Here is a 19,569-nt window from a genome sequence, read left to right as displayed (position 1 = left end):
GATTGATTACAGAGTTCATATCGGCCGCGAAACCGGGCTACCGTTGGCCGCATGGCTGCACAGCAGGCGGGCAACAACAGTGCCCCGGACGACGATCTCGACGGCTTCGGCGTTGCTGTCGTGCGCGAGGAGGGCAAGTGGCGCTGCACGGCGCTGACCCCCGCCGTGCTCTCCAGCCTGGATGCCGCCGAGACCGAGCTGCGGGAGTTGAGAAGCGCGGGAGCTGTATTCGGCCTGATCGACGTCGACGACGAGTTCTTCGTCGTCGTCCGGCCGGCGCCGGCGGGCACGCAGTTGCTGGTCTCCGACGCGACCGCCGCGATCGACTACGACCTGGCGGCGGACGTGCTCGAGGCGCTCAACATCGAGATCCCCGACCTCGACCCCGACGAGATCGACGACGTCGAGCCGTGGGCCGAGGGCGACATGGCGCTGCTCAGCGACCTGGGACTGCCCGAGCCGGTGCTGACGATCATCACCTCCGACGCCGAGCTGTACCCGGACGAGCAGCTCGGGGACATCGCCGAACGGCTCGGCTTCCCCGCCGAGCTGCGCGCGGTGCTCGACAAGCTGCCGCACTGAGCCGGCGGTGACGCCCGGCCGGATGCACCCGGACGATCCGCTGCGCTCCGACCTGCGCCGCGACGAGGACCTGGTCCGCCGCGCCATCCAGGCGGCCGGTGCGGCGAAGGGGGAGGACGTCCCGGTCGGTGCGGTGATCGTCGACGCGCAGGGACGCGAGCTCGCACGCGCGTCGAACGCGCGTGAACAGCTGGCCGATCCGACCGCGCACGCGGAGATCCTGGCGCTGCGCGCGGCGGCCCCCCTGCACGGCGACGGCTGGCGGCTCGAGGGTGCGACGATCGCGGTGACGTTGGAGCCGTGCACGATGTGCGCGGGCGCGCTGGTGCTGGCCCGGGTGGCGCGCGTGGTGTTCGGCGCGTGGGAGCCGAAGACCGGCGCGGTCGGGTCGCTGTGGGACGTGGTGCGCGACCGTCGGCTCACCCATCGACCCGAGGTCCGCGGCGGTGTGCTCGAGCCGGAGTGCGCTGCGCTGCTCGAAGATTTCTTCCGCGACCGGCGCTGACGGGCCGATTTCGGCCTGGTGCGACGGTCCGGTACAGTTCTCGGCGGTGGCGTGTCCGAGCGGCCGAAGGTGCAGCACTCGAAATGCTGTGTGCGGTAACCCCGTACCGAGGGTTCAAATCCCTCCGCCACCGCCAAGAGTGAACCCTCGACCCCGCGGTCGGGGGTTCACTCGTTTCGCGACCCTCACGTCGTGTCGCCGGTGATGCGGTCGCCGGCCCGCCGCAGCACCTGATCAAGGGTATCCCCGGTGTGTGCGGCGGCATCCTCGGCCAAGTAGTGGCCCAGCATCACCAGCCCGGCGACCAGGTGCAGCGGGACCGCGGGGTCGGTGTCGGTGCCCAGCCGGGACAGCTCGTCGTCGAGGAACTGCGAGTCGCCGGTGACGCGGCTGTCCTCGTAGGCGGTCAGCACGTCGAAGGCCATGCGCAGGTTCAGTGCTTGCCGCGGCTCCATAGACGAATTCTGCCGCCTGCGATCGGGCTACATTCCGGGTATGGACGATCGGGTATCGATCGGTGACCTGGGCGACCGGCTGGGCCGGATCCAGGTGCGTCCGGGTTCGGACGCCGACCACGCGGACCGGACCCTGCAGCCGGCCGGGCTGTCGCTGTCGGGCACCGTCGTCGAACTCCTGCGCAGCGCACTCGACCACCTGGACCTGGCTTCCCGCGACGGCGACCCGCACGAGTTCGCGCACCCGACGTTGCTACGCTCGGCGATCACCACCGCGTCCACCGCCCTCTGGATGATGGCCGGTCCGGTCGACGAACAGTGTTATCGCACACTGCAGTTCGGGTTCCGTGACCAGGTGTTCAGGCATCAGTACCTGGAGATCGCCCGCGCCGACCCGACCGCTCAGGCCGCTGTCGACGCCCGGTGCGACGAGCTGGCCGCCGCCGCCCGCACACTGCGACCGGAGCTGAGCGAGCGCCGATTCCACACGATCGACTCGGACAGCTACATCGTCGCGCAGGCGGGGCTGCTGATGGCGCCGGGCGCGCTCGGCGGCCGCGACCCTGCGGTCGAGGTACTCACCCAGTGGAACCTGCTCAGCGCCTACGCGCACGGCCGGAGCTGGGCGGCGACCGTCACGGAGGGGGAGCGGCTCGACAGCGACAGCGTGGCGCTGGCCGTCGTCGACGCCGCGGTCGCGCGACTCGCGCAGGTCGCCGATGTGAGCGGCGGGGCGTGATCGACTAGTTTCGTCGGCATGACGGTGACCGGAGGACGTGAGGTCGACATCGCGGCGACGCCCGCGCAGGTGATGGCGGTGCTCGCCGATGTCGAGTCGATGCCGAGCTGGTCGCCGGTGCACCGCGACGTCACGGTCGAGTCCTGGCACCCGGACGGCCGCCCGCAGCGGGTGCGTCAGTCGGTGCTGGTCATGGGCGTCTCCGACGAGCACGTCGTGGAGTACGAGTGGGACGGCGACGAGCGCGTCAGCTGGAAGCTGGTCGAGAGCGCGCGGCTGAGCAGCCAGGACGGCGAATACCGGCTCACCGCGACGCCGAAGGGAACCCACGTCGCGTTCACGCTGGCGGTGGACATCCGCGCCTCGGTGCCGGGCTTCCTCGTCAAGCGGGCGCAGAAGTCGATCCTCGAGGCCGCGACCGACGGCCTGCGCAAGCGCGTCGGCTGACCCCGCGCCCTCGCGATACCGAGCCGCCGGCCTGAAACGGTCAGCCGTCGACCAGCAGCTGGATCGCGCGGCCGTAGTACGCGACCAGCTCCTCGGCCGGCGCCGAGACCAGCCCGGGATCCTGCACGACGTGCAGCGCGGCCATCAGGCCGGTGACCTGTGCCGAGATCAGGCGTGAGCGCAGGTCCGTCGAGGTCCCCGGCAGCCGCTGTGCCAGGTTCGCCACGATCATCTCGTCGACCGCCTCGCGCAGGTGCACCTGGACGGTGGGACGGTCAGAGGCGCGCAGCAGTGCCGCGAAGACGTGCGTGGCCTCGTTGCGGGTGCGCTGCACGAGGAAGTCGACCAGCCGGCGGCCGAGGTCGTCGAGCGGTCCGGCGATCACCGCGGTGAAGGTGTCCGGCATCGTCATCGTCCGCAGGAACAGCTTTTCCTTGGACCCGAACCAGCGGATGACCAGCGCCGGGTCCACACCGGCCCGGGCCGCGATCTCGCGCACGCCGGTGGCGGCGAAACCCTGGGCGGCGAACAGTTCGGTGGCCACTGCCTGAACCTGCTGCCGGTGCGCCTGCGTGCCGTTCGCCTTCGCCGGTCCGGGATCGGCGCCGGTCGCTGCCTGCGCGGCATCTGCATCACGTGTGGGCATGGGGTCCTCCGTTTCGTCCGCCTTCGAGTCAACCTCATCACGTGACGCTCGTCAACACTGTTGACAACCAGGCGTCAACGGTGTTGACTGCCCTTTGTCAACGTTGTTGACGCACGCAGTGACTTCAGTGAAGGTGGATCCGATGACTCAGCATCACGGCATGGAGGAATTCGAGGAGGCGTTCGAGGCCGACGTCGCCGCGGTCGCCCCGGCGGTCACGCTCGAACACGAGCGCCCCGGCCCCGCCCCGGCGGCAGACACGCCGAGCGCGCCGCCGTGGGGAGGCATCGCCAAGGCGATGGTGTTCCCGATCTTCTTCGTGGTCATGTTCGCGCTCTGCTACATCAGCGCGTTCCACCACCCGACCCCGCATGACGTCAAGCTCGCGCTGGTCGGCCCGTCCGCGCAGACCTCGATGGTCGCCGACCAGCTGAGTCAGCACTCCGACGGCGCGTTCGCGGTCAGCACCTCGACCGACCTGTCCGCCACGCTCGACCAGCTCCAGTACCAGAAGATCGCCGGGGCGATCGAGCTCGGCCCGACCGTCACTGCGCATGTCGCCTCGGGCGCGGGGATGACCGTGACGCAGACGGTCGAGAAGGTCGGGCAGCAACTGGCGTCGGCTACCGGCACCCAACTGGTGGTGCACGACGTCGCCCCGCTCGGAGGCGGTGACGGCACCGGTATGGGACTGTTCTACTTCATGGTGGTCTGCACCATTGGCGGCTACCTGACCGTCACCGTGGTCTCCCAGGCCGCACCGAAGCTGCGGGTGCGGCACCAGGTCACCGTGCTCGGCGTGATGTCGGTGCTCGCCACGCTGATCGCGTTCGGCATCTCCTCGATCTTCGTCGGCAGCTACGGCGCCACCGCAGCGGGACTGACGGCGATGGTGCTGATCGGCATGGTCTACACGTTCGCGGTCGGGTTGGTCGCGATGCTGTGCAACAAGGTGCTCGGGCAGGCGGCGATCTTCCTGGTGATGACGTTCGCGATCTTCCTGAACTTCCCGAGCGCCGGCGGCGCGATCCCGACCGGCTTCATGCCGCCGTTCTGGGAGTGGCTGCACAATTTCTGGATCGGTTCCGGTGTGGTGCAGGCGATGCGCTCGGTCGTCTACTTCGGCGGAGCGGGCGTCGGACACGGACTGCTGATCGTCGGCCTGTGGCTGGCCGCGGCGGCGGCGCTGACCGGGCTGGTCGTCTACCTCAAGCGGGACCGCAACGGCGGACGCCACGAAGCGGTCGCGGCGTGATCCACACCCGCACAACACGAATCGAAAGGATGCACACGATGAACAGGCTCGAGGGCAAGAAGGTCGTCATCACCGGGGCGGCCAGCGGAATCGGCCGGTCGGCGGCGGAGTTGATGGCCGGTGAGGGCGCACAGGTGCTGATCGCGGATCTGCACGACGACGCCGCACAGCAGGCCGCCGCCGAGATCCGGGCGAGCGGGGGCGCCGCAGTCGGCGTCGGCGTGGACGTGATGGACGAGGCGTCGGTGGCCGCGATGATCGACCGCGCGGTCGCCGAGTTCGGCGGCATCACCACGTTGAGCAACCACGTCGGCGGCAGCAACCCGAAAAAGGACCTCGACCTGCTGCGGCTCGACCTGGACGAGTGGGACCGGACGATGACGCTCAACGTGCGCAGCACGGTGGTCGCCTCGCGACTGGCGATCCCGCACATGATCGAGGCCGGCGGCGGGTCGATCATCAATACCGCCTCGGTCGGCGGGCTGCTCGGCGATTCGCTGCAGTGCGCCTACGGGTCGGCGAAGGCCGCGGTGATCCGACTGACCCAGTACATCGCCACCCAGTACGGCCGGCAGGGGATCCGCTGCAACGCGGTCGCGCCGGGCGCGATCATGACGCCGGCGCTGCGGGACAACCTGCCCGCGGACGTAGTCGCGGGCATCCAGGCGGCGAACGCGTTGGACATGCTGGGCAGCCCGGAGGACATCGGCTACGCGATGGTCTACCTGGCGTCGGACGAGTCGCGGTACGTGTCGGGGCAGACCCTCGTGGTCGACGGCGGACTCACCGCGCAGAGCCCTTTGGCCGCCGGTCGCCGCTCGATGCTCGGCGACTGAGCCGGTTTGATTGGATGGTCCGGTGACCGACGCCCCGACCAGTGACCGCCCGTTCTTCACCGTCCACACCCGGCTCGACGGGCACCTGGGGCGCACCGGCACCATCGCAACCCCACACGGCGACATCCGTACCCCGGCGTTCGTCCCGGTCGGCACCCAGGCGACGGTCAAGGCGGTGCTGCCGGAGACGATGGCAGAGCTGGGCGCGCAGGCACTGCTGGCGAACGCCTACCACCTGTACCTGCGGCCGGGGTCGGACATCGTCGACGAGGCCGGCGGGCTGGGCCGGTTCATGAACTGGCCGGGGCCGACGTTCACCGACAGCGGCGGCTTCCAGGTGATGTCGCTGGGGGTGGGCTTCAAGAAGGTGCTGGCGATGGAGGCGGTGGACATGCGTGCCGACGACGTCATCGCGGCCGGCAAGGAGCGCCTCGCGCACGTCGACGACGAGGGGGTGACGTTCAAGTCGCACCTGGACGGGTCGCGGCACCGGTTCACCCCCGAGGTGTCCATGCGGATCCAGCACCAGTTGGGGGCGGACGTCATCTTCGCGTTCGACGAGTTGACCACGCTGATGAACACCCGCGGCTACCAGGAGGAGTCGGTGCAGCGCACCCACGAGTGGGCGCTGCGCTGCCTCGTCGAGCACGAACGGCAGACCGCCGAGCGGAGCAGCAAGCCGTATCAGGCACTGTTCGGGGTGATCCAGGGCGCGCAGTACGAAGACCTGCGCCGGCAGGCGTGCCGGGGGCTGGAGTCGCTGCGCACCGACGACGGGCTCGGCTTCGACGGCTACGGCATCGGCGGGGCGCTGGAGAAGCAGAACCTCGGCACGATCGTCGGCTGGTGCAGCCAGGAACTGCCCGAGCACAAGCCGCGACACCTGCTCGGCATCAGCGAACCGGAGGACCTGTTCGTTGCCATCGAGAACGGGGCGGACACCTTCGACTGCGTGCAGCCTTCGCGGGTGGGTCGTAACGCGGCCATCTACACGTACGACGGGCGGTTCAACATCGACGCGGCCCGGTTCAAACGGGACTTCACGCCGATCGACGAGGACTGCGACTGCTATACCTGCGGGCACTACACGCGGGCGTATCTGCGGCACCTGTTCAAGGCCAAGGAGATGCTGGCGTCGACGCTGGCGACGATCCACAACGAGCGGTTCACGATCCGGTTGGTCGACCGAATCCGCGACGCCATCGACGACGGCAGCTATGAGGAGTTCAAGGCGGAGGTGTTGGGGCGGTACAAGGTGCGCGGAACCCAACAACAGCCGTAGGTCGGGCGGGTGATCGCGTCCGACCTACGGCTGTGTGAGTGGCTCGGGATCAGCCTCCGGTCAACGAATTCAAACTGCCCCAGCCTGCGCCTTGGGAGGAGGCGGTGTACAACCCGAGGACGGCAACGGCGAAATCGCCCATGCCCATACTAACTGATCCGTCTAAGAACTTGGACAGCATTCTTCAACTCCTTTTAAGAAAGCGCGTGCAGGAATGTGCCCACGGGCTCTTTGCCGCCCGTGAACCAGAACTTACCGAACACGCCGAGTAGGTCCACCGAAAGCATTTGGAGTGACGACATGAGGCTCCTTTCTTAGTGGGCCTGGAAGCCTATGGAAAGATTGAGCGGTTGGAGGAACATCATCTGGAACAGCATGGGAAGCATCTGCGTTACCGTCTGCCCAAGCGAGCTCGTTGATTCTGCGACTGACCCCTGAATGTTCATCTCATGCCCCGCTTGAATAGTCTTTTGAAGAGAGTGTGTTCAGCCCGCTGACAGAGCCGCCCAATGGGCCTGCGATGCCGTTGACCAGTTGCGACAATGCTTGCGCGAAATCGAAAAGCATCGGGTCACCTCACTGTACGAAGTTGAAGTGGTACGCGGACAGCGGGGGGAAGCCATAGCCGTGATCGGCGAACACGCTCGAGTTGATGTGGGTGTTCCCGCCGGACGCCCAGGGACTCGGAGTAGATGGCGAAGCTGCAGTGAGAACGACGTAACCCCCGGTGGTAACCGTTGTTGCCATAGCAGACGTGCCCTGGACGCAGTACTCGCCTCCCGAACCCGTGGTGGCATTGCCTGTCCACCCACTCGCGGTGCCGTCGCTGTTGTAGAGCGTTCCGGTCACAGTGACGCCGGGAATTCCCTGCGAGGTAGCGGGCGGAGCGGAGTTTTCCGTCCAGGTACCCGAATAGACGGTTCCGCATAGTTGATAACTGGCAGTCGGAACCCCCTCGACTGCTGTTGCAGCGGCAGCATTCGTGGCCAGCGTCAGCGTGGCTGCGCCGGCCACGGCTATGGCGCCGATGCCGATTCTTCTAGCTCTGCTGTGGAGCATTCGTACCCCTCGTGAAGAGTATTGCTGTCTTGTGACTTGCCTTGCGCGGTTCGGTGGTGGCCGGTTTGCGCACCCGAATTGCGTGTCGACTCAGGTGATCCACCTGGCGATGCGCAGAACGATAAATAACCGGTGTTGCCGCGTCGAGACAATTCGGCGACTTTCAAATACTTCGCTTGATTGTTCAGTGGCAGAGACGTCGGGCGACGAGATCTTTCGGCAGACCGGCGCCTGGCCGAAAAAGTTTCCGGACCGGCATGGGCGGAGTCGAAATCCGCCGGTTGAGGCGTCTCAGCCGATCTTGTAGATGCCGTGCGCACCACAGACTTTGCTGTGTTTCTGCCGAACGACCGGCGCTGTGTGGGTTCAGCCCGTTATCGTCCTGCGACATGACACATGTGGGGGATGGTCTGGATCAGGTGGACCAGCAGTTGGTCGACGAGTTGCTAAGCAACGGGCGGGCCAAGCTCAGCGACCTGGGGGCGAAGGTCATGCTCTCGGCATCCGCGGTGCACGCGCGGTTGCACCGCCTCGAAGCCACCGGCGTCATCGAGGGCTACCGCGCGGTGATCAATCCGGAAAAGCTCGGCTTCGCGGTCTCCGCGTTCGTTGCGGTCACGCCGACCGACCCGGCCGACCACGCCGACCTGGCCGAAAAACTGGTCAAGTATCCCGAGGTGGAGACCTGCTATTCGCTGGCCGGCACGGCCGACTACCTGATGCTGGTGCGGGTCGCCTCGGCGACCGCGCTGGGCGAGTTCCTCTCCGAGATCCGCACCGCGCTGCGGGTGAACAGTCAGGCCGGCGTGATCACCAAATCGTGCTCCGCATCGCCGCGGTGAGCGGGTCCCGGCGTCAGCCGGCGGCCTGGTACGTCGGCTCGTGCTTCTTCACGTACGCGATGACCCGGTAGGTGATCGGCATCAACGCCACCTCGAGCAGCGACTTGTAGACGAAGCCCAGCGCCACGTAGGTGATGAAGTCGTTCGCGGTCGAGATACCGATCGCGCCCGCGGCGATGGCGCAGAACACCAGTGTGTCGGCGAACTCGCCGACCACTGTCGACCCGACCAGCCGTGCCCACAGGTGCTTCTCCTTGGTGCGGGCCTTGATCCGCACCACGACCAGCGCGTTCAGCGTCTGCCCGACCATGTACCCGGCCAGGCTCGCCAGCAGGACCTGCAGGAACGCCCGGATGACGGTCTCGAACGACGACTGGTTCTGGTAGAAGTCGGCGGCCGGCAGCACCATCGCCAGCCAGAACGAGAAGCCGCCGAGCACCGCCAACCCGAATCCGATGTAGATCGCGCGGCGGGTGGCCTTGAAGCCGTATACCTCGCTGAGCACGTCGCCGAGCACGTAGGCGAGCGGGAACAGGAAGAAGCCGCCATCGGTGAGGATCGACCAGTTGCCGACGACGGGCCCGAATGCGATGCCCTTGGTCGCGCAGATGTTGGAGATCAGCAACAGGGGCGCGAAGATCGCGACGATGGTCGGATAGAAACTCTTTCCGACCTGGGCGAACGTCGCCTGCTGTGCGGTGGTGTCGGTCCGGTCTGTCGCTGTCACGCCGACCATCCAAGCATCTTGTGCTGTGAGGCATTGCCCCAGCACAGACGACGGCGCCGCCCGACCGCAGGGGTCGGACGGCGCCGTCGAGGGTGAGTCGGTCAGGGGGCGACCGGTCGGCCGGAGGCCACCCGGTACGCGTAGGTCGAGGCGATCATGGTGAGCGGGATGGTCACCAGCAGACCGACAAGGCACAGCAGCGCACCGATGATGTTGATACCGACCAGCGCCAGCGCCAGCAGGAACAGCGTCCCGACGTTCTGCGAGATCACCCGGTAGCTCGACTTGATCGCGGTCATCGCATCCATGTTCTGGTCGACCACGAACTGCATCGTCCACCAGGTCAGGAAGACCACGACCAGGCCCGGGATGATGAACAGCATCATGCCGATCCAGGTGGCGATGCCGACCACGATGCTGGCGATGACGATCGCGGCCACGTTGCGGAACTGGAAGAACGCCCCGAAGTCCGGCTTGTGGCCGTCGGTCTCGCGCAGCGCGCCGTGCACGAACGCGGCCTGGATGAAGATGCCGACCACGGCACCGACCAGCGTGCCGATGATCCGCATCGGGCTGTAGTAGTCGCCGAAACCGGATACGCCGCGGTTGAGCCCGAAGATCCAGTCGATGAGCACCTGGATGATCGCGGCGATCACCATCACGCCGATCCACACGCCGGCGTTGCCGCTGAACTTGCGCCAGCCGTACGAGATCGCGTCGCCGACGCTCAGCTGCTGCGGGCGGCCGGGCGGCATGCCCTGGCCGTAGCCCGGGCCACCGTAGCCCGGGCCACCGTAGCCGGGACCGCCGAATCCGGGCGGCGGGAAGCCACCGGGCGGCGGGGGCATGCTCCCCGGAGGCGGGTAATTACCGGGCGGGGGAGGCATGTGCCCACCCGGAGGCGGGTAGCTGCCGGGCGGCGGGGGCGGCATGCTCCCCGGAGGCGGGTAATTGCCGGGTGGGGGCGGCGGCATGCTGCCGGGCGGCGGATAGCCACCCTGCTGCGGCGGCCGCGCGCCACCGGGCGGCGGGTAGTTACCGGGCGGCGGGGGCGTGCGGCCAGGAGGGGGCGGGTAGCTGCCCGGGGCCGGCGGGTAATTGGGCGGCGGCGGGTAATTGCCCGGCGGGGGGTAGTTACCGGGCGGCGGCGGATAGTTGCCGGGCCGCGGTGCGGCACCGCCGGGCGGCGGGGTCTCGCGCTCAGGTGGGTTCGCCCCCGGACCGTGCTCGTTCGGGTCAGTTCCACCGGTTGTCATTCGGGCCCCTCTGTGTCAATCGGATCCGCGTGACGCGGACTTTGCCGCCCCGACCCTACGTGGGGATCGGCCGTTTGTGCAGGACCTGTGACCAGCGTGTGCTAGCGATGTCGCAACTGTTCGCCCGGCGAAATACCTTGTGGTTCGGCCATGATCGGTTCCGGCCGGACCACCCACGGCTCGCGCGGCAGCCGCGCCGGGGCGAACCGCGCGAGCAGCTCGGCGAGCATGACCATCTCGCCCGGCCCGGCCAGCCCCAGCGACCGCGCGATCGTCGCGAGTACGTCCGACGGCGAATGCCCCAGCGCCGCGAGATCGGCCAGCGTGACCGCGCCGTCGCGTTTGGCCAGGCGCTGCCCCTGCTCATTGAGCGCCAACGGCACGTGCGCGTACGTCGGCACCGGCAGGCCGAGCAACGTGGCGAGGTAGCCCTGGCGGGGCGACGACGCGAGCAGGTCGTCGCCGCGGACCACCTGGTCGACGCCCTGCGCCGCGTCGTCGACGACGACCGCCAGGTTGTAGGCCGGCGCGCCGTCGCCGCGGCGCAGCACCAGGTCGTCGACCGGACCGGTGAAGTCGCCGCACAACAGGTCGCGGACGGTGAACTCGGTGACGTCGGACCGCAGCCGCAGCGCAGGCGCCCGGCCGGACCGTTGCCGCTCGGCGCGCTCGTCGGCGGTCAGCGACCGGCAGGTTCCCGGATAGGCGCCGGGTATCCCGTGCGGGGCCTCGGTGGCCTGCTGGATTTCGCGCCGGGTGCAGAAGCACTCGTAGGTGCGGCCCGCGGCGGTCAGCCGGTCGATCGCCTCGGCGTAGAGGTCCAGCCGGGCCGACTGGTGCACGACCGGCCCGTCCCAATCCAGGCCCAGTGCCGCAAGGTCGGCGAGCTGGCGGGCCTCGGCGCCGGTGCGCGCCCGGTCGAGATCCTCGACGCGCAGCAGGAACCCGCGGCCGGTCGACCGCGAGAACAGCCACGCCAGCACCGCGGTGCGCAGATTGCCGATGTGCAGGTCGCCGGACGGGCTCGGCGCGAATCGTCCCGCATTCATGGGGGCATCGTCGCAGATACACAGTCATCGTTCACGAAGGCGGTGAATGATCGTGGACGTGACGGAACCCGCGAGGAGAGCTCCCGGACGGTGGTGGGCTCCGGTGGTGTGGGGTCCGGCGCTGTGGCACTACGTCCGCCGCGCGCCGGGCACTTTCATCTGGCTGGCGATACTGCTGGCCACGACGTTGACGCTGCGGCATCTGCCGGAGCACGTGCAGCACCACATCCTCGGTGCCCGGTCGACCAACCTGCATCACCTGGCCCAGGATCCGCTGCGGGTGCTCGTCCTGAGTGCCTTTTGGCTCGAGGGCGGCGGGTGGCTGTCGTACCTGGTGATCTACAACATCTTCCACGTGCCGGCCGAGCGGTGGCTGGGCACGCTGCGCTGGCTCGCGGTGGTGGTGATCGCGCACGTCGGCGCCACCTACATCAGCGAGGGCGTCCTCTACTGGGCCATCCAGCACGACGACGCGCCGCACCGGGCGATCTTCACGCTCGACGTCGGGGTCAGCTACGGGCTGATGGGGATCGTCGGCATCCTGACGTATCGGATCGCGCGGCCGTGGCGCTGGATCTATCTGGCCGGTGTCTTCCTCGTGGTCGTGATCCCGCTGGTGGAGGACCGCAACTTCACAGATCTCGGTCACTTCACCGCGGTGCTGATCGGGCTGGCCTGCTACCCGCTGATCGGGTCGCGCGCGGGCACGTGGGATCCGATGGTCACCGCGCGGGACTGGATCGGCCGGTTGCGTCGGCGTTCCGTCGGTCACGAGCGCACCGCCTGAGATACCGACGAGAATGGCCCGGACCGTGCGGTCCGGGCCATTCTCAGCGCGGAGGATAGGGGATTTGAACCCCTGAGGGCGTTAACCCAACCCGCGTTCCAGGCGAGCGCCATAGGCCACTAGGCGAATCCTCCGCTGGCGAGCATACCGGGTGATCCGGCACGGATGCACATCGCCTCGGGGCGACCGGTGAGACCGCCGCGTCACGCGGACAGCGCGAGGTAGGGCGCGAGCGCCAGCAGCGCGACGATCAACGCATATTTCAGCGTGCGGGTCGGCAGGGCGTGCGCGATCTTCCAGCCGACGATCACGCCGGCGAGTTCCGGGATGCCGACGATCGCGGCGAGGGCCCAGTCGATCGTGCCGTGCGCGGCGTAGCCGATCGTGCCGACGGTGGCGATCACGATCGACTGCGCCTGGGCGGCCGCGAGGGATTCGAGCACCGGCACCCCGCACGCGATCAGCAACGGAACGGTGAGCATCGGCCCGCCGATGCCGACGATCCCGCTCAGGACCGCGACGGCGAACCCGAGACCCGCGACGACCGCGACATGCGGGTGCCGTCCTGCACTGGGCGCGCGAGTCTCGCGATACCAGAGCAGCAGCGCGACCCCGCCGACGATGACCGCGAGGATGATCCCGAATACGTGCTTCGAGACCAGTGTGTTGACCACCACGCCGATCGGCGTTCCGACCACCGCGGCACCCGCCAAGACGAGCGCGGTTCGCCGGGTGTGCGGTTGGCGCAGCTGACCGGAGCGCGTGTACGCGAGGGTGCCCAGCGCGCCGGTCGCGATGTGCGTGACGATCGCGGTGCCGGCGACGGCGGAGGCCGACAGGTCGGTGAGCGCGAACAGGCCGATGGTCGGCAGCACGCCGCCCGGCCCGAGCGCGGTGATGCCGATGCCGCCGAGCAGCCCGAGCAGCGCCAGCACGGCGAGCAGGGGAACGGAGGCGCCGGAGATCACGCGAAGGCACCCTACCGTCCGTCGAACCCGCGGCCGGGCCGCCTCGACGGGGCATCCGACATCCCGAGCGGCGACGGAGGGGCACCGAGTCGTGCGCAGTCCGCGGGTCCCGGTACACTCGACCACGGACCCCGCGCGGCGTCCATCCTGTGAACTCCCCCAGGGCCGGAAGGCAGCAAGGGTCAACGGGCTCTGGCGGGTGCGCGGGGTCCCCTTATGTCTTCACCTCCCTGCGCCCACCCTCGATTTGCCTGTGAGAGGCCCCTGCGATGTGGATCGATTCCCTCGGCCGCGAGGAACTCCTCGCCGAACATGAGCGTCAAGCCGCGAAGTACGCGCAGCTCAAGGCCGAGAAGCTCGCGCTCGACCTCACGCGGGGAAAGCCGTCGCCGGAGCAACTGGACCTGTCTGCCGAGCTGCTGCGCCTACCGGGCGAGGAGTATCGCGACGCCGTCGGGACCGACTGCCGTAACTACGGCGGACTCGAGGGACTGCCCGAGCTGCGCGCGATCTTCGGTGAACTGCTGAACATCCCCGTCGGGAACCTCGTCGCCGGCAACAACGCCAGCCTCGAGATGATGCACGACCTCATCGTCTTCTCCCTGCTCAAGGGCAACCCCGATTCCCCGCAGCCGTGGTGCCGCGAGGAGAAGATCAAGTTCCTGTGCCCGAGCCCCGGCTACGACCGGCACTTCGCGATCACCGAGCAGTACGGCATCGAGATGATCACCGTGCCTATGCGCGAGGACGGCCCGGACGTGCACGTCATCGCCGAACTGGTCGCGAACGATGCGCAGATCAAGGGCCTGTGGGCGGTCCCGAACTACGCGAACCCCACCGGCGCCGTGTTCTCCGAGGAGGTCGTGCAGGCGCTCGTGTCGATGCCGACCGCCGCGCCGGACTTCCGGCTGTTCTGGGACAACGCCTACGCCGTGCACCCGCTGACCGAGACGGTCGCGCCGGTGCTGGACGTGCTCGGCATGGCCGCCGCGGCCGGCAACCCGAACCGTCCGCTGGTGTTCGCGTCGACCTCGAAGATCACCTTCGCCGGCGCCGGCGTGTGCTTCTTCGGCGCGTCGACCGCCAACCGCTCCTGGTACCTGGGCCTGCTCGGCAAGAAGACCATCGGCCCCGACAAGATCAACCAATTGCGGCACGTGAAGTTCTTCGGCGACGCCGACGGCGTGCGCGCCCACATGGCCAAGCACCGCGAGATCCTCGCGCCGAAGTTCGCGCTGGTGCAGAAGATCCTCGAGGACCGGCTCGGACCGCCGAAGGCCGCGTCGTGGACCGAGCCCGACGGCGGCTACTTCATCAGCATGGACGTGGCCGACGGCACCGCCGCGCGGGTGATCGAGCTGGCCAAGGACGCCGGCATCGCGCTGACCGCCGCAGGATCGGCGTTCCCGTACCGGATCGACCCCGACGACCGGAACATCCGCATCGCACCCAGCTACCCGTCACTCGACGAGCTGTCGACCGCGATGGACGGGGTCGCGACCTGCGTGCTGCTGGCCGCGACGGAGCGGGCCCTGAGCCTGCAGTGACCGCGCCCCGCGAGGGGTGATCGGGACGTGATTCCTGTCACGGGAACGGCGTGGATGCCTGACCTGTCGTAGCGCTGTGACCAGCCTGTAATGCCGGTTCGGCATTGTGGTGGTCGGTGCATGCCGGCATCGGCCGGCGTCGTCCGGTGAGCCGTCCGAAACAGACCATGGCACCGGAACGATGGTGTTCATCGAAACGATCGATTCGAGAGGTACGGGGCGGATGCGGGCTTGGCAGAAGTCACTGGGGCTGATCAGCGCCGGGGTGGCGACCCTGGTGGTGGCGGGATGCACGATCGGGGGCGCCGACAAGACCACCGGCAACGCGGTCGCGGGGCAGACCACGACCAAGTCCGCGAGCGAGGCTGTCGTCACGGTCACCCCCGCGAACGACGACCAGCCGGTCAACCCGCTCGACCAGGTGCGCGTCGACGTCGCCAAGGGCACGCTGACCTCGGTGACGCTCACCAACCCGGACGGCAAGGTGGTCCCCGGCATCACCACCCCGGATCGCACGTCGTGGAAGCCCGATGAGCCGCTCGGCTACGGCAAGACCTACCACCTGACGGTCAACGCGATCGACGGCAAGGGCCTGACGACCGCGAAGAGCACCACGTTCGCGACGCTCGAGCCAAGCAATCAGACCAAGGTGTACTTGAACACCACCGGTGGGGCGGCGCTCGCGGACGGCGGAACCTACGGCGTCGGGACGGTCGTGGTCGCGCACTTCGACGAGGCCATCGACGACAAGGCCGCTGCCGAGAAGACGCTGACGGTCAAGACCGACCCGCCGGTGCAGGGCTCGTGGTACTGGCTCGACAACCAGAACGCGCACTGGCGCCCGCAGAACTACTACCAGCCGGGCACCAAGGTCACCGTCGACGCCAAGCTGTACGGCAAGAAGGTCGGCGACGGCCTGTACGGCCAGGAGGACGAACACGTCGCCTTCCAGATCGGCGACTCGCACGTCTCGATCGCCGACGACGACACCAAGATGGTCACCGTCTACGAGAACGGCCAGGTCGCCCGCACGATGCCGACGTCGATGGGCATGGGCGGCGAGGAGGTCGTCGGCGGCAAGACCATCCACTTCTGGACGCAGCCCGGCACCTACACGGTGATGGACAAGGCGAACCCGGTGATCATGGATTCGTCGACGTTCGGCCTGCCGATCAACTCCCGGCTCGGCTACAAGGAGTCGATCAACTGGGCGACCCGGATCAGCACCGACGGCATCTACCTGCACGAGCTGGAGAGCACCGTGTGGGCGCAGGGCAACACCGACACCTCGCACGGCTGCCTGAACCTCAACCCGACCAACGCGAAGTGGTTCTACAACTTCTCGCAGCCCGGTGACGTCGTCGAGGTCAAGAACACCGGCGGCCCGGCGCTGGAGGTCTGGCAGAACGGCGACTGGTCGGTGCCGTGGAGCGAGTGGGCCGCGGGCAGCGCCCTGCACGCCTGACGGTCCGGGGTTCAGCCCAGCTGGTCGAGCCGGCCGGCCAGGAACTCGCGCTCGACCGCATTGCCCGCCAGCAGCAGTGCCTCCTGATAGGCCAGCCGCGCCTCATCGGTGCGGCCGAGCCGGCGCAGGAAGTCGGCACGGGCGGCGGCGAGGTAGTGATAGGTCGCGAGCGTGGGCTCGCCGGCCAGCGCGTCGAGCTCGGTGAGGCCCCGCCCGGGGCCGTGCGCCTCGCCGACGGCGACCGCCCGGTTCAGCGCGACGATCGGCGACGGCCACACCTGCACCAGCAGGTCGTAGAGCCCGGCGATCTCGGCCCAGTCGGTCTGCGACCACGTCGGCGCCTCGTCGTGCACGGCCGCGATCGCCGCCATCAGCGCATACCGGCCGGGCGGGCGGTGGTGCAGCGCCTCGCGGACCAGCGCGGTCCCCTCCGCGATCGCCGAGTGGTCCCAGTCGGCGCGGTCCTGGTCTGCCAGCAGCAGCAGACTCCCGTCGGGTGCGGTCCGGGCATCGCGGCGGGCATCGGTGAGCAGGATCAGCGCGAGCAGGCCGGTCACGTTCGAGTCGCGGGGCAGCAGCGTGTGCAGCATGCGGGCCAGGTCCATCGCGCGCTCGACGAGGTCCCGGCGGATCAGCGCCTCCCCTGTCGGCGCGGTGTGGCCGGTCGTGAACAGCAGGTGCACGACCGCGAGCACCGCATCGAGACGGTCGGGCAGTTCGGCCAGCGGCGGCACCCGGTAGGGGATACGCGCCGCGGCGATCTTCTTCTTCGCGCGGGTGATCCGCGCCGCCATGGTCGACTCGCTCACCAGGAACGCCCTTGCGACCTCGACGGTGGTCAGCCCGCACAGCAGCCGCAGCGTCAACGCCACCCGCGCCTCCACCGACAGCGCAGGGTGACAGCAGGTGAAGATCAACCGCAGCCGGTCGTCGGGCACCTCGTCCCGTGCTGTCGGCTCAGGTTCCGGATCGATCAGCAGCGGCAGCTTCGCCCGCTGGGTCGCGCCGCGGCGCAGCGCGTCGAGCCCGCGGTGGCGGGCCGCGGTGGTCAGCCAGGCGCCCGGCCGGCGCGGGATGCCGTCGCGCGGCCAGGTGGTCAGCGCCTGCGCATAGGCGTCCTGCACGCATTCCTCGGCCAGGTCGATGTCCCGGACCAGCCGCACGGTCGCGGCGAGCACGAACGCCCATTCCTCGCGGTGGGCCTGCGCGACCGCGGCGGTGACGGCCGGGTCCGGGACGATCGTCGACATCGTGGGCGAGGCTACTTCTCGAAGACCCGGATGGGGCGCACCTCGACGCCGCCGAACGGGCACGGCACGTCCCTGGCGATGGCCAGCGCGGCGTCCAGGTCGGGGCCTCGACCAGGTAGTAGCCGCCGAGTGCCTCCTTGGTCTCGGCGAACGCGCCGTCGGTGACGGTCAGGTCGCCGCTGCCGTCGGTCCCGCGCAGCGAGGTCGCGGTGGCGGTGGGTTGCAGCGCATTGCCACCGAGCACCGACGCGCCGTGCTTGCCCTGGAATGTCACGTGGTCCTGCAGGATCTGGTCCGACTGCTGCCGGTCGGCGTTGGCGTACTGGTTCTCGTCCTCGTACAAGAGGATCAGGTACTGCGACATGACGATCATCCCTTCGTCTCGGGGCCCGCTGTCCGGGCCGCTCGATTACTCGACGTGCGAGCCCGGCGGAAATCGACAGTTGGTGAAGAATCGGTGCGAATCTGTGCGGTGGCGACGGGGCTGGGGAACTTCGGGCGCGGGGCGACCCCGATGGGGGAGACTTGATTTTACCGACAGCACCCGCGGCGGAGGGAATGGAAGTGGGCAGGAAGAAGCACGTCGCCAAGGCCAAGACCAATGCGCCGCGGGGGAGCCGACGACGCGAGCGCGGACGGTCGTCCGTCGCGGTGCGCGAACCCGAGTTCGCGAATGTGCTGGGGCCGTTCCGGGACTGGCTTCGCGCCGAGGCAGAGCTGGACGGCCACGAGGACCTCGCCGTCGAGGGCGCGCTCGACGGGCTGCGGGTGATGCGGTCGGCAGATCCCAGATTCGACGAAACCGCCTGGAAGGCAGCAGATCTCGATTCGGTTCTCGCGGCCGTTCCGCTGGGCGGAGACGAGGAACAGCTCGGCTACGAGGACCCGGCCGAGGTGCTGGGCGACGTGTTCGCCCCGCTGGGGCTGTTGCTCGGGTTCCTTTTCGAGACCGGCCGGTGGACAGGCACCGAGCAGTCCTACCTGGTGTGCGCGGAGACCATCGACGAGTACCTGGAACCGGACTCCGGCCTGATCGACCTGGATGCGCTGGACGTTCCGGAGGTGGAACAGCAGGCCGAGTTGGCGGCGCTCGCCGGGCTGCCGGTGGTGCTCCAACTCGACACGTTGCTGACATGGATCGGCACCGGGCGTCCGGTGACCGGGGAGGGCACGCTCGGGCAGCAGGAGTTGCTCGAGGTCACCCGTGAGCTGGGCGTCGCCGTCGAATCGGGGGAGGCCGGCGATGTGGACACCCTCGCCCAGTCGGTCGCCGAGGTGTCCGAGTTCGACCTGCTGTGGTCGGTCGCCGAGGACGCCGAACTGGTCGCGGTGGCCGACGGCACCGTCACGCGGGGCACCGGCGCCGACGCGTGGTCGGGCCAGGACCCGGGGGCGCGGCTGGAGTTGCTGCGCGCGGTGGCGGCGCGGGTGTTCGCCGAGACGATGCTGCCTCCCGCCGACGACGACGGCCATCCGTACCAGGAGGCCGACGACCTGGCGATGGCGCTGGTCGCGGCCGCGTTCACCGACGACCCGGCCGAGGTCGGCTTCGTCGACGGCGAAGCGCTCGCCGACCTGTCGGACGACGAGCGCCGCGCGTTCGAGGAGACGGTCGCGCTGGTCAAGGAGACCATGCTCGACCTCGAGGACCAGGGCTTCGTCCGCATCGGCGAGACCTACACGGTGCCCGAGCCGGTCAAGCCCGCCGTGCACTGGGGGCTGGTCGCCGCCGCTGACGCGCTGTCCGCGGAGTAGGCGCGGGCCGGCGCGTCAGCCCCGCGCTTCGCAGCCGCCCCCGCCGCCCACTCCGCCCCCCGCCGCCACCTCGCACTTCACACAGGCCGCGAGCACTTCGCATGAGCCCGGGCCGGT

At 68.9% G+C, this 19,569-nt stretch carries 19 protein-coding genes, 2 tRNA genes, 1 other RNA gene and 1 pseudogene; 14 read left to right on the top strand and 9 right to left on the bottom strand.

Features of this window, described 5'->3' with window-relative positions; all coding sequences use genetic code 11:
• The first annotated feature begins 51 nt into the window (after nt 1-51).
• The 3 genes from G4X40_RS09625 (at nt 52) to G4X40_RS09615 (ending at nt 1,223) form a co-directional block, all read left to right on the top strand.
• Nucleotides 52-582 carry a tRNA adenosine deaminase-associated protein gene (locus tag G4X40_RS09625; RefSeq protein WP_277832000.1) on the top strand — a complete coding sequence of 177 codons (531 nt, stop codon included), beginning with the start codon at nt 52-54 and terminating at the stop codon, nt 580-582.
• Nucleotides 583-604: 22 nt separating this feature from the next.
• Nucleotides 605-1,087 carry a nucleoside deaminase gene (locus tag G4X40_RS09620; protein WP_277832390.1) on the top strand — a complete coding sequence of 161 codons (483 nt, stop codon included), beginning with the start codon at nt 605-607 and terminating at the stop codon, nt 1,085-1,087.
• A 45-nt stretch (nt 1,088-1,132) separates the two neighbouring features.
• Nucleotides 1,133-1,223, top strand: a tRNA-Ser gene (locus G4X40_RS09615).
• 49 nt (nt 1,224-1,272) lie between these two features.
• On the opposite strand, the gene G4X40_RS09610 is transcribed toward G4X40_RS09615, so the two are convergent.
• Nucleotides 1,273-1,542, bottom strand: coding sequence for a hypothetical protein (locus G4X40_RS09610; RefSeq protein ID WP_277831998.1), 270 nt, complete (start codon nt 1,540-1,542; stop codon nt 1,273-1,275).
• A gap of 40 nt (nt 1,543-1,582) precedes the next feature.
• Here G4X40_RS09610 and G4X40_RS09605 point away from each other — a divergent pair, with 40 nt between their 5' ends.
• Both G4X40_RS09605 and G4X40_RS09600 read left to right on the top strand, forming a co-directional pair.
• Nucleotides 1,583-2,281: a hypothetical protein gene (locus tag G4X40_RS09605; RefSeq protein ID WP_277831996.1), complete on the top strand. Its 699-nt coding sequence runs from the start codon at nt 1,583-1,585 to the stop codon at nt 2,279-2,281.
• A gap of 18 nt (nt 2,282-2,299) precedes the next feature.
• Nucleotides 2,300-2,728 carry an SRPBCC family protein gene (locus tag G4X40_RS09600; RefSeq protein WP_277831994.1) on the top strand — a complete coding sequence of 143 codons (429 nt, stop codon included), beginning with the start codon at nt 2,300-2,302 and terminating at the stop codon, nt 2,726-2,728.
• A 40-nt stretch (nt 2,729-2,768) separates the two neighbouring features.
• Here the strand turns inward: G4X40_RS09600 and G4X40_RS09595 are convergent, their stop codons facing one another.
• On the bottom strand, nt 2,769-3,374 hold the full coding sequence (locus G4X40_RS09595; RefSeq protein WP_277831992.1) for a TetR/AcrR family transcriptional regulator: 606 nt from the start codon (nt 3,372-3,374) through the stop codon (nt 2,769-2,771).
• Nucleotides 3,375-3,516: 142 nt separating this feature from the next.
• Between G4X40_RS09595 and G4X40_RS09590 the strand changes: the two genes are divergently transcribed.
• From G4X40_RS09590 to G4X40_RS09575, 4 genes are all read left to right on the top strand, one after another.
• Nucleotides 3,517-4,629, top strand: coding sequence for an ABC transporter permease (locus tag G4X40_RS09590; RefSeq protein ID WP_277831990.1), 1,113 nt, complete (start codon nt 3,517-3,519; stop codon nt 4,627-4,629).
• Nucleotides 4,630-4,667: 38 nt separating this feature from the next.
• The gene (locus G4X40_RS09585) at nt 4,668-5,465 is read left to right on the top strand and encodes an SDR family NAD(P)-dependent oxidoreductase (RefSeq protein WP_277831988.1); all 798 of its coding nucleotides are present in this window, start codon (nt 4,668-4,670) and stop codon (nt 5,463-5,465) included.
• A gap of 22 nt (nt 5,466-5,487) precedes the next feature.
• The gene (tgt, locus tag G4X40_RS09580; protein ID WP_277831986.1) at nt 5,488-6,747 is read left to right on the top strand and encodes a tRNA guanosine(34) transglycosylase Tgt; all 1,260 of its coding nucleotides are present in this window, start codon (nt 5,488-5,490) and stop codon (nt 6,745-6,747) included.
• A 1,448-nt stretch (nt 6,748-8,195) separates the two neighbouring features.
• Nucleotides 8,196-8,648, top strand: a complete 453-nt coding sequence (locus G4X40_RS09575) for an Lrp/AsnC family transcriptional regulator (protein WP_277831985.1) — start codon at nt 8,196-8,198, stop codon at nt 8,646-8,648.
• Nucleotides 8,649-8,661: 13 nt separating this feature from the next.
• Here the strand turns inward: G4X40_RS09575 and G4X40_RS09570 are convergent, their stop codons facing one another.
• The 3 genes from G4X40_RS09570 to gluQRS all read right to left on the bottom strand — a co-directional run bounded on the left by G4X40_RS09570 (nt 8,662) and on the right by gluQRS (nt 11,680).
• On the bottom strand, nt 8,662-9,384 hold the full coding sequence (locus tag G4X40_RS09570; protein ID WP_277831984.1) for a queuosine precursor transporter: 723 nt from the start codon (nt 9,382-9,384) through the stop codon (nt 8,662-8,664).
• Between the two features lie 92 nt (nt 9,385-9,476).
• The gene (locus tag G4X40_RS22885; RefSeq protein ID WP_332519443.1) at nt 9,477-10,223 is read right to left on the bottom strand and encodes a DUF2189 domain-containing protein; all 747 of its coding nucleotides are present in this window, start codon (nt 10,221-10,223) and stop codon (nt 9,477-9,479) included.
• A 509-nt stretch (nt 10,224-10,732) separates the two neighbouring features.
• The gene (gluQRS, locus tag G4X40_RS09560; protein WP_277831980.1) at nt 10,733-11,680 is read right to left on the bottom strand and encodes a tRNA glutamyl-Q(34) synthetase GluQRS; all 948 of its coding nucleotides are present in this window, start codon (nt 11,678-11,680) and stop codon (nt 10,733-10,735) included.
• A 58-nt stretch (nt 11,681-11,738) separates the two neighbouring features.
• Here gluQRS and G4X40_RS09555 point away from each other — a divergent pair, with 58 nt between their 5' ends.
• Nucleotides 11,739-12,467 carry a rhomboid-like protein gene (locus tag G4X40_RS09555; protein ID WP_277831977.1) on the top strand — a complete coding sequence of 243 codons (729 nt, stop codon included), beginning with the start codon at nt 11,739-11,741 and terminating at the stop codon, nt 12,465-12,467.
• Between the two features lie 49 nt (nt 12,468-12,516).
• Here G4X40_RS09555 and G4X40_RS09550 read toward each other — a convergent pair.
• Nucleotides 12,517-12,601 (bottom strand) — tRNA-Ser (locus G4X40_RS09550).
• Nucleotides 12,602-12,670: 69 nt separating this feature from the next.
• Complete coding sequence (locus G4X40_RS09545; RefSeq protein WP_277831975.1) at nt 12,671-13,435, bottom strand: sulfite exporter TauE/SafE family protein; 765 nt, start codon at nt 13,433-13,435, stop codon at nt 12,671-12,673.
• Between the two features lie 123 nt (nt 13,436-13,558).
• Between G4X40_RS09545 and ffs the strand changes: the two genes are divergently transcribed.
• The 3 genes from ffs (at nt 13,559) to G4X40_RS09530 (ending at nt 16,447) form a co-directional block, all read left to right on the top strand.
• An RNA gene (gene ffs / locus G4X40_RS09540) (signal recognition particle sRNA small type) lies at nt 13,559-13,653 on the top strand.
• Nucleotides 13,654-13,704: 51 nt separating this feature from the next.
• Complete coding sequence (locus tag G4X40_RS09535) at nt 13,705-14,982, top strand: aminotransferase class I/II-fold pyridoxal phosphate-dependent enzyme (RefSeq protein ID WP_277831974.1); 1,278 nt, start codon at nt 13,705-13,707, stop codon at nt 14,980-14,982.
• Between the two features lie 223 nt (nt 14,983-15,205).
• Nucleotides 15,206-16,447, top strand: coding sequence for a L,D-transpeptidase (locus G4X40_RS09530; RefSeq protein WP_277831973.1), 1,242 nt, complete (start codon nt 15,206-15,208; stop codon nt 16,445-16,447).
• Between the two features lie 11 nt (nt 16,448-16,458).
• Here the strand turns inward: G4X40_RS09530 and G4X40_RS09525 are convergent, their stop codons facing one another.
• Together G4X40_RS09525 and G4X40_RS09520 are read right to left on the bottom strand one after the other, a co-directional pair.
• Entirely contained in the window at nt 16,459-17,697 is a 1,239-nt protein-coding gene (locus G4X40_RS09525; RefSeq protein ID WP_277831972.1) for an RNA polymerase sigma factor, read from the bottom strand.
• Between the two features lie 154 nt (nt 17,698-17,851).
• A pseudogene (locus G4X40_RS09520) lies at nt 17,852-18,061 on the bottom strand (YciI family protein); the annotation flags it as partial.
• A 200-nt stretch (nt 18,062-18,261) separates the two neighbouring features.
• Here G4X40_RS09520 and G4X40_RS09515 point away from each other — a divergent pair.
• Nucleotides 18,262-19,452: a hypothetical protein gene (locus G4X40_RS09515; RefSeq protein ID WP_277831970.1), complete on the top strand. Its 1,191-nt coding sequence runs from the start codon at nt 18,262-18,264 to the stop codon at nt 19,450-19,452.
• The last annotated feature ends 117 nt before the right edge of the window (nt 19,453-19,569 follow it).

Origin of the sequence: Speluncibacter jeojiensis, assembly GCF_029589495.1 — a bacterium.
GTDB lineage: Bacteria > Actinomycetota > Actinomycetes > Mycobacteriales > Mycobacteriaceae > Speluncibacter > Speluncibacter jeojiensis.
Note: the sequence above shows the minus strand (reverse complement) of the source record. Positions and strands in the feature narration are given on the sequence as shown.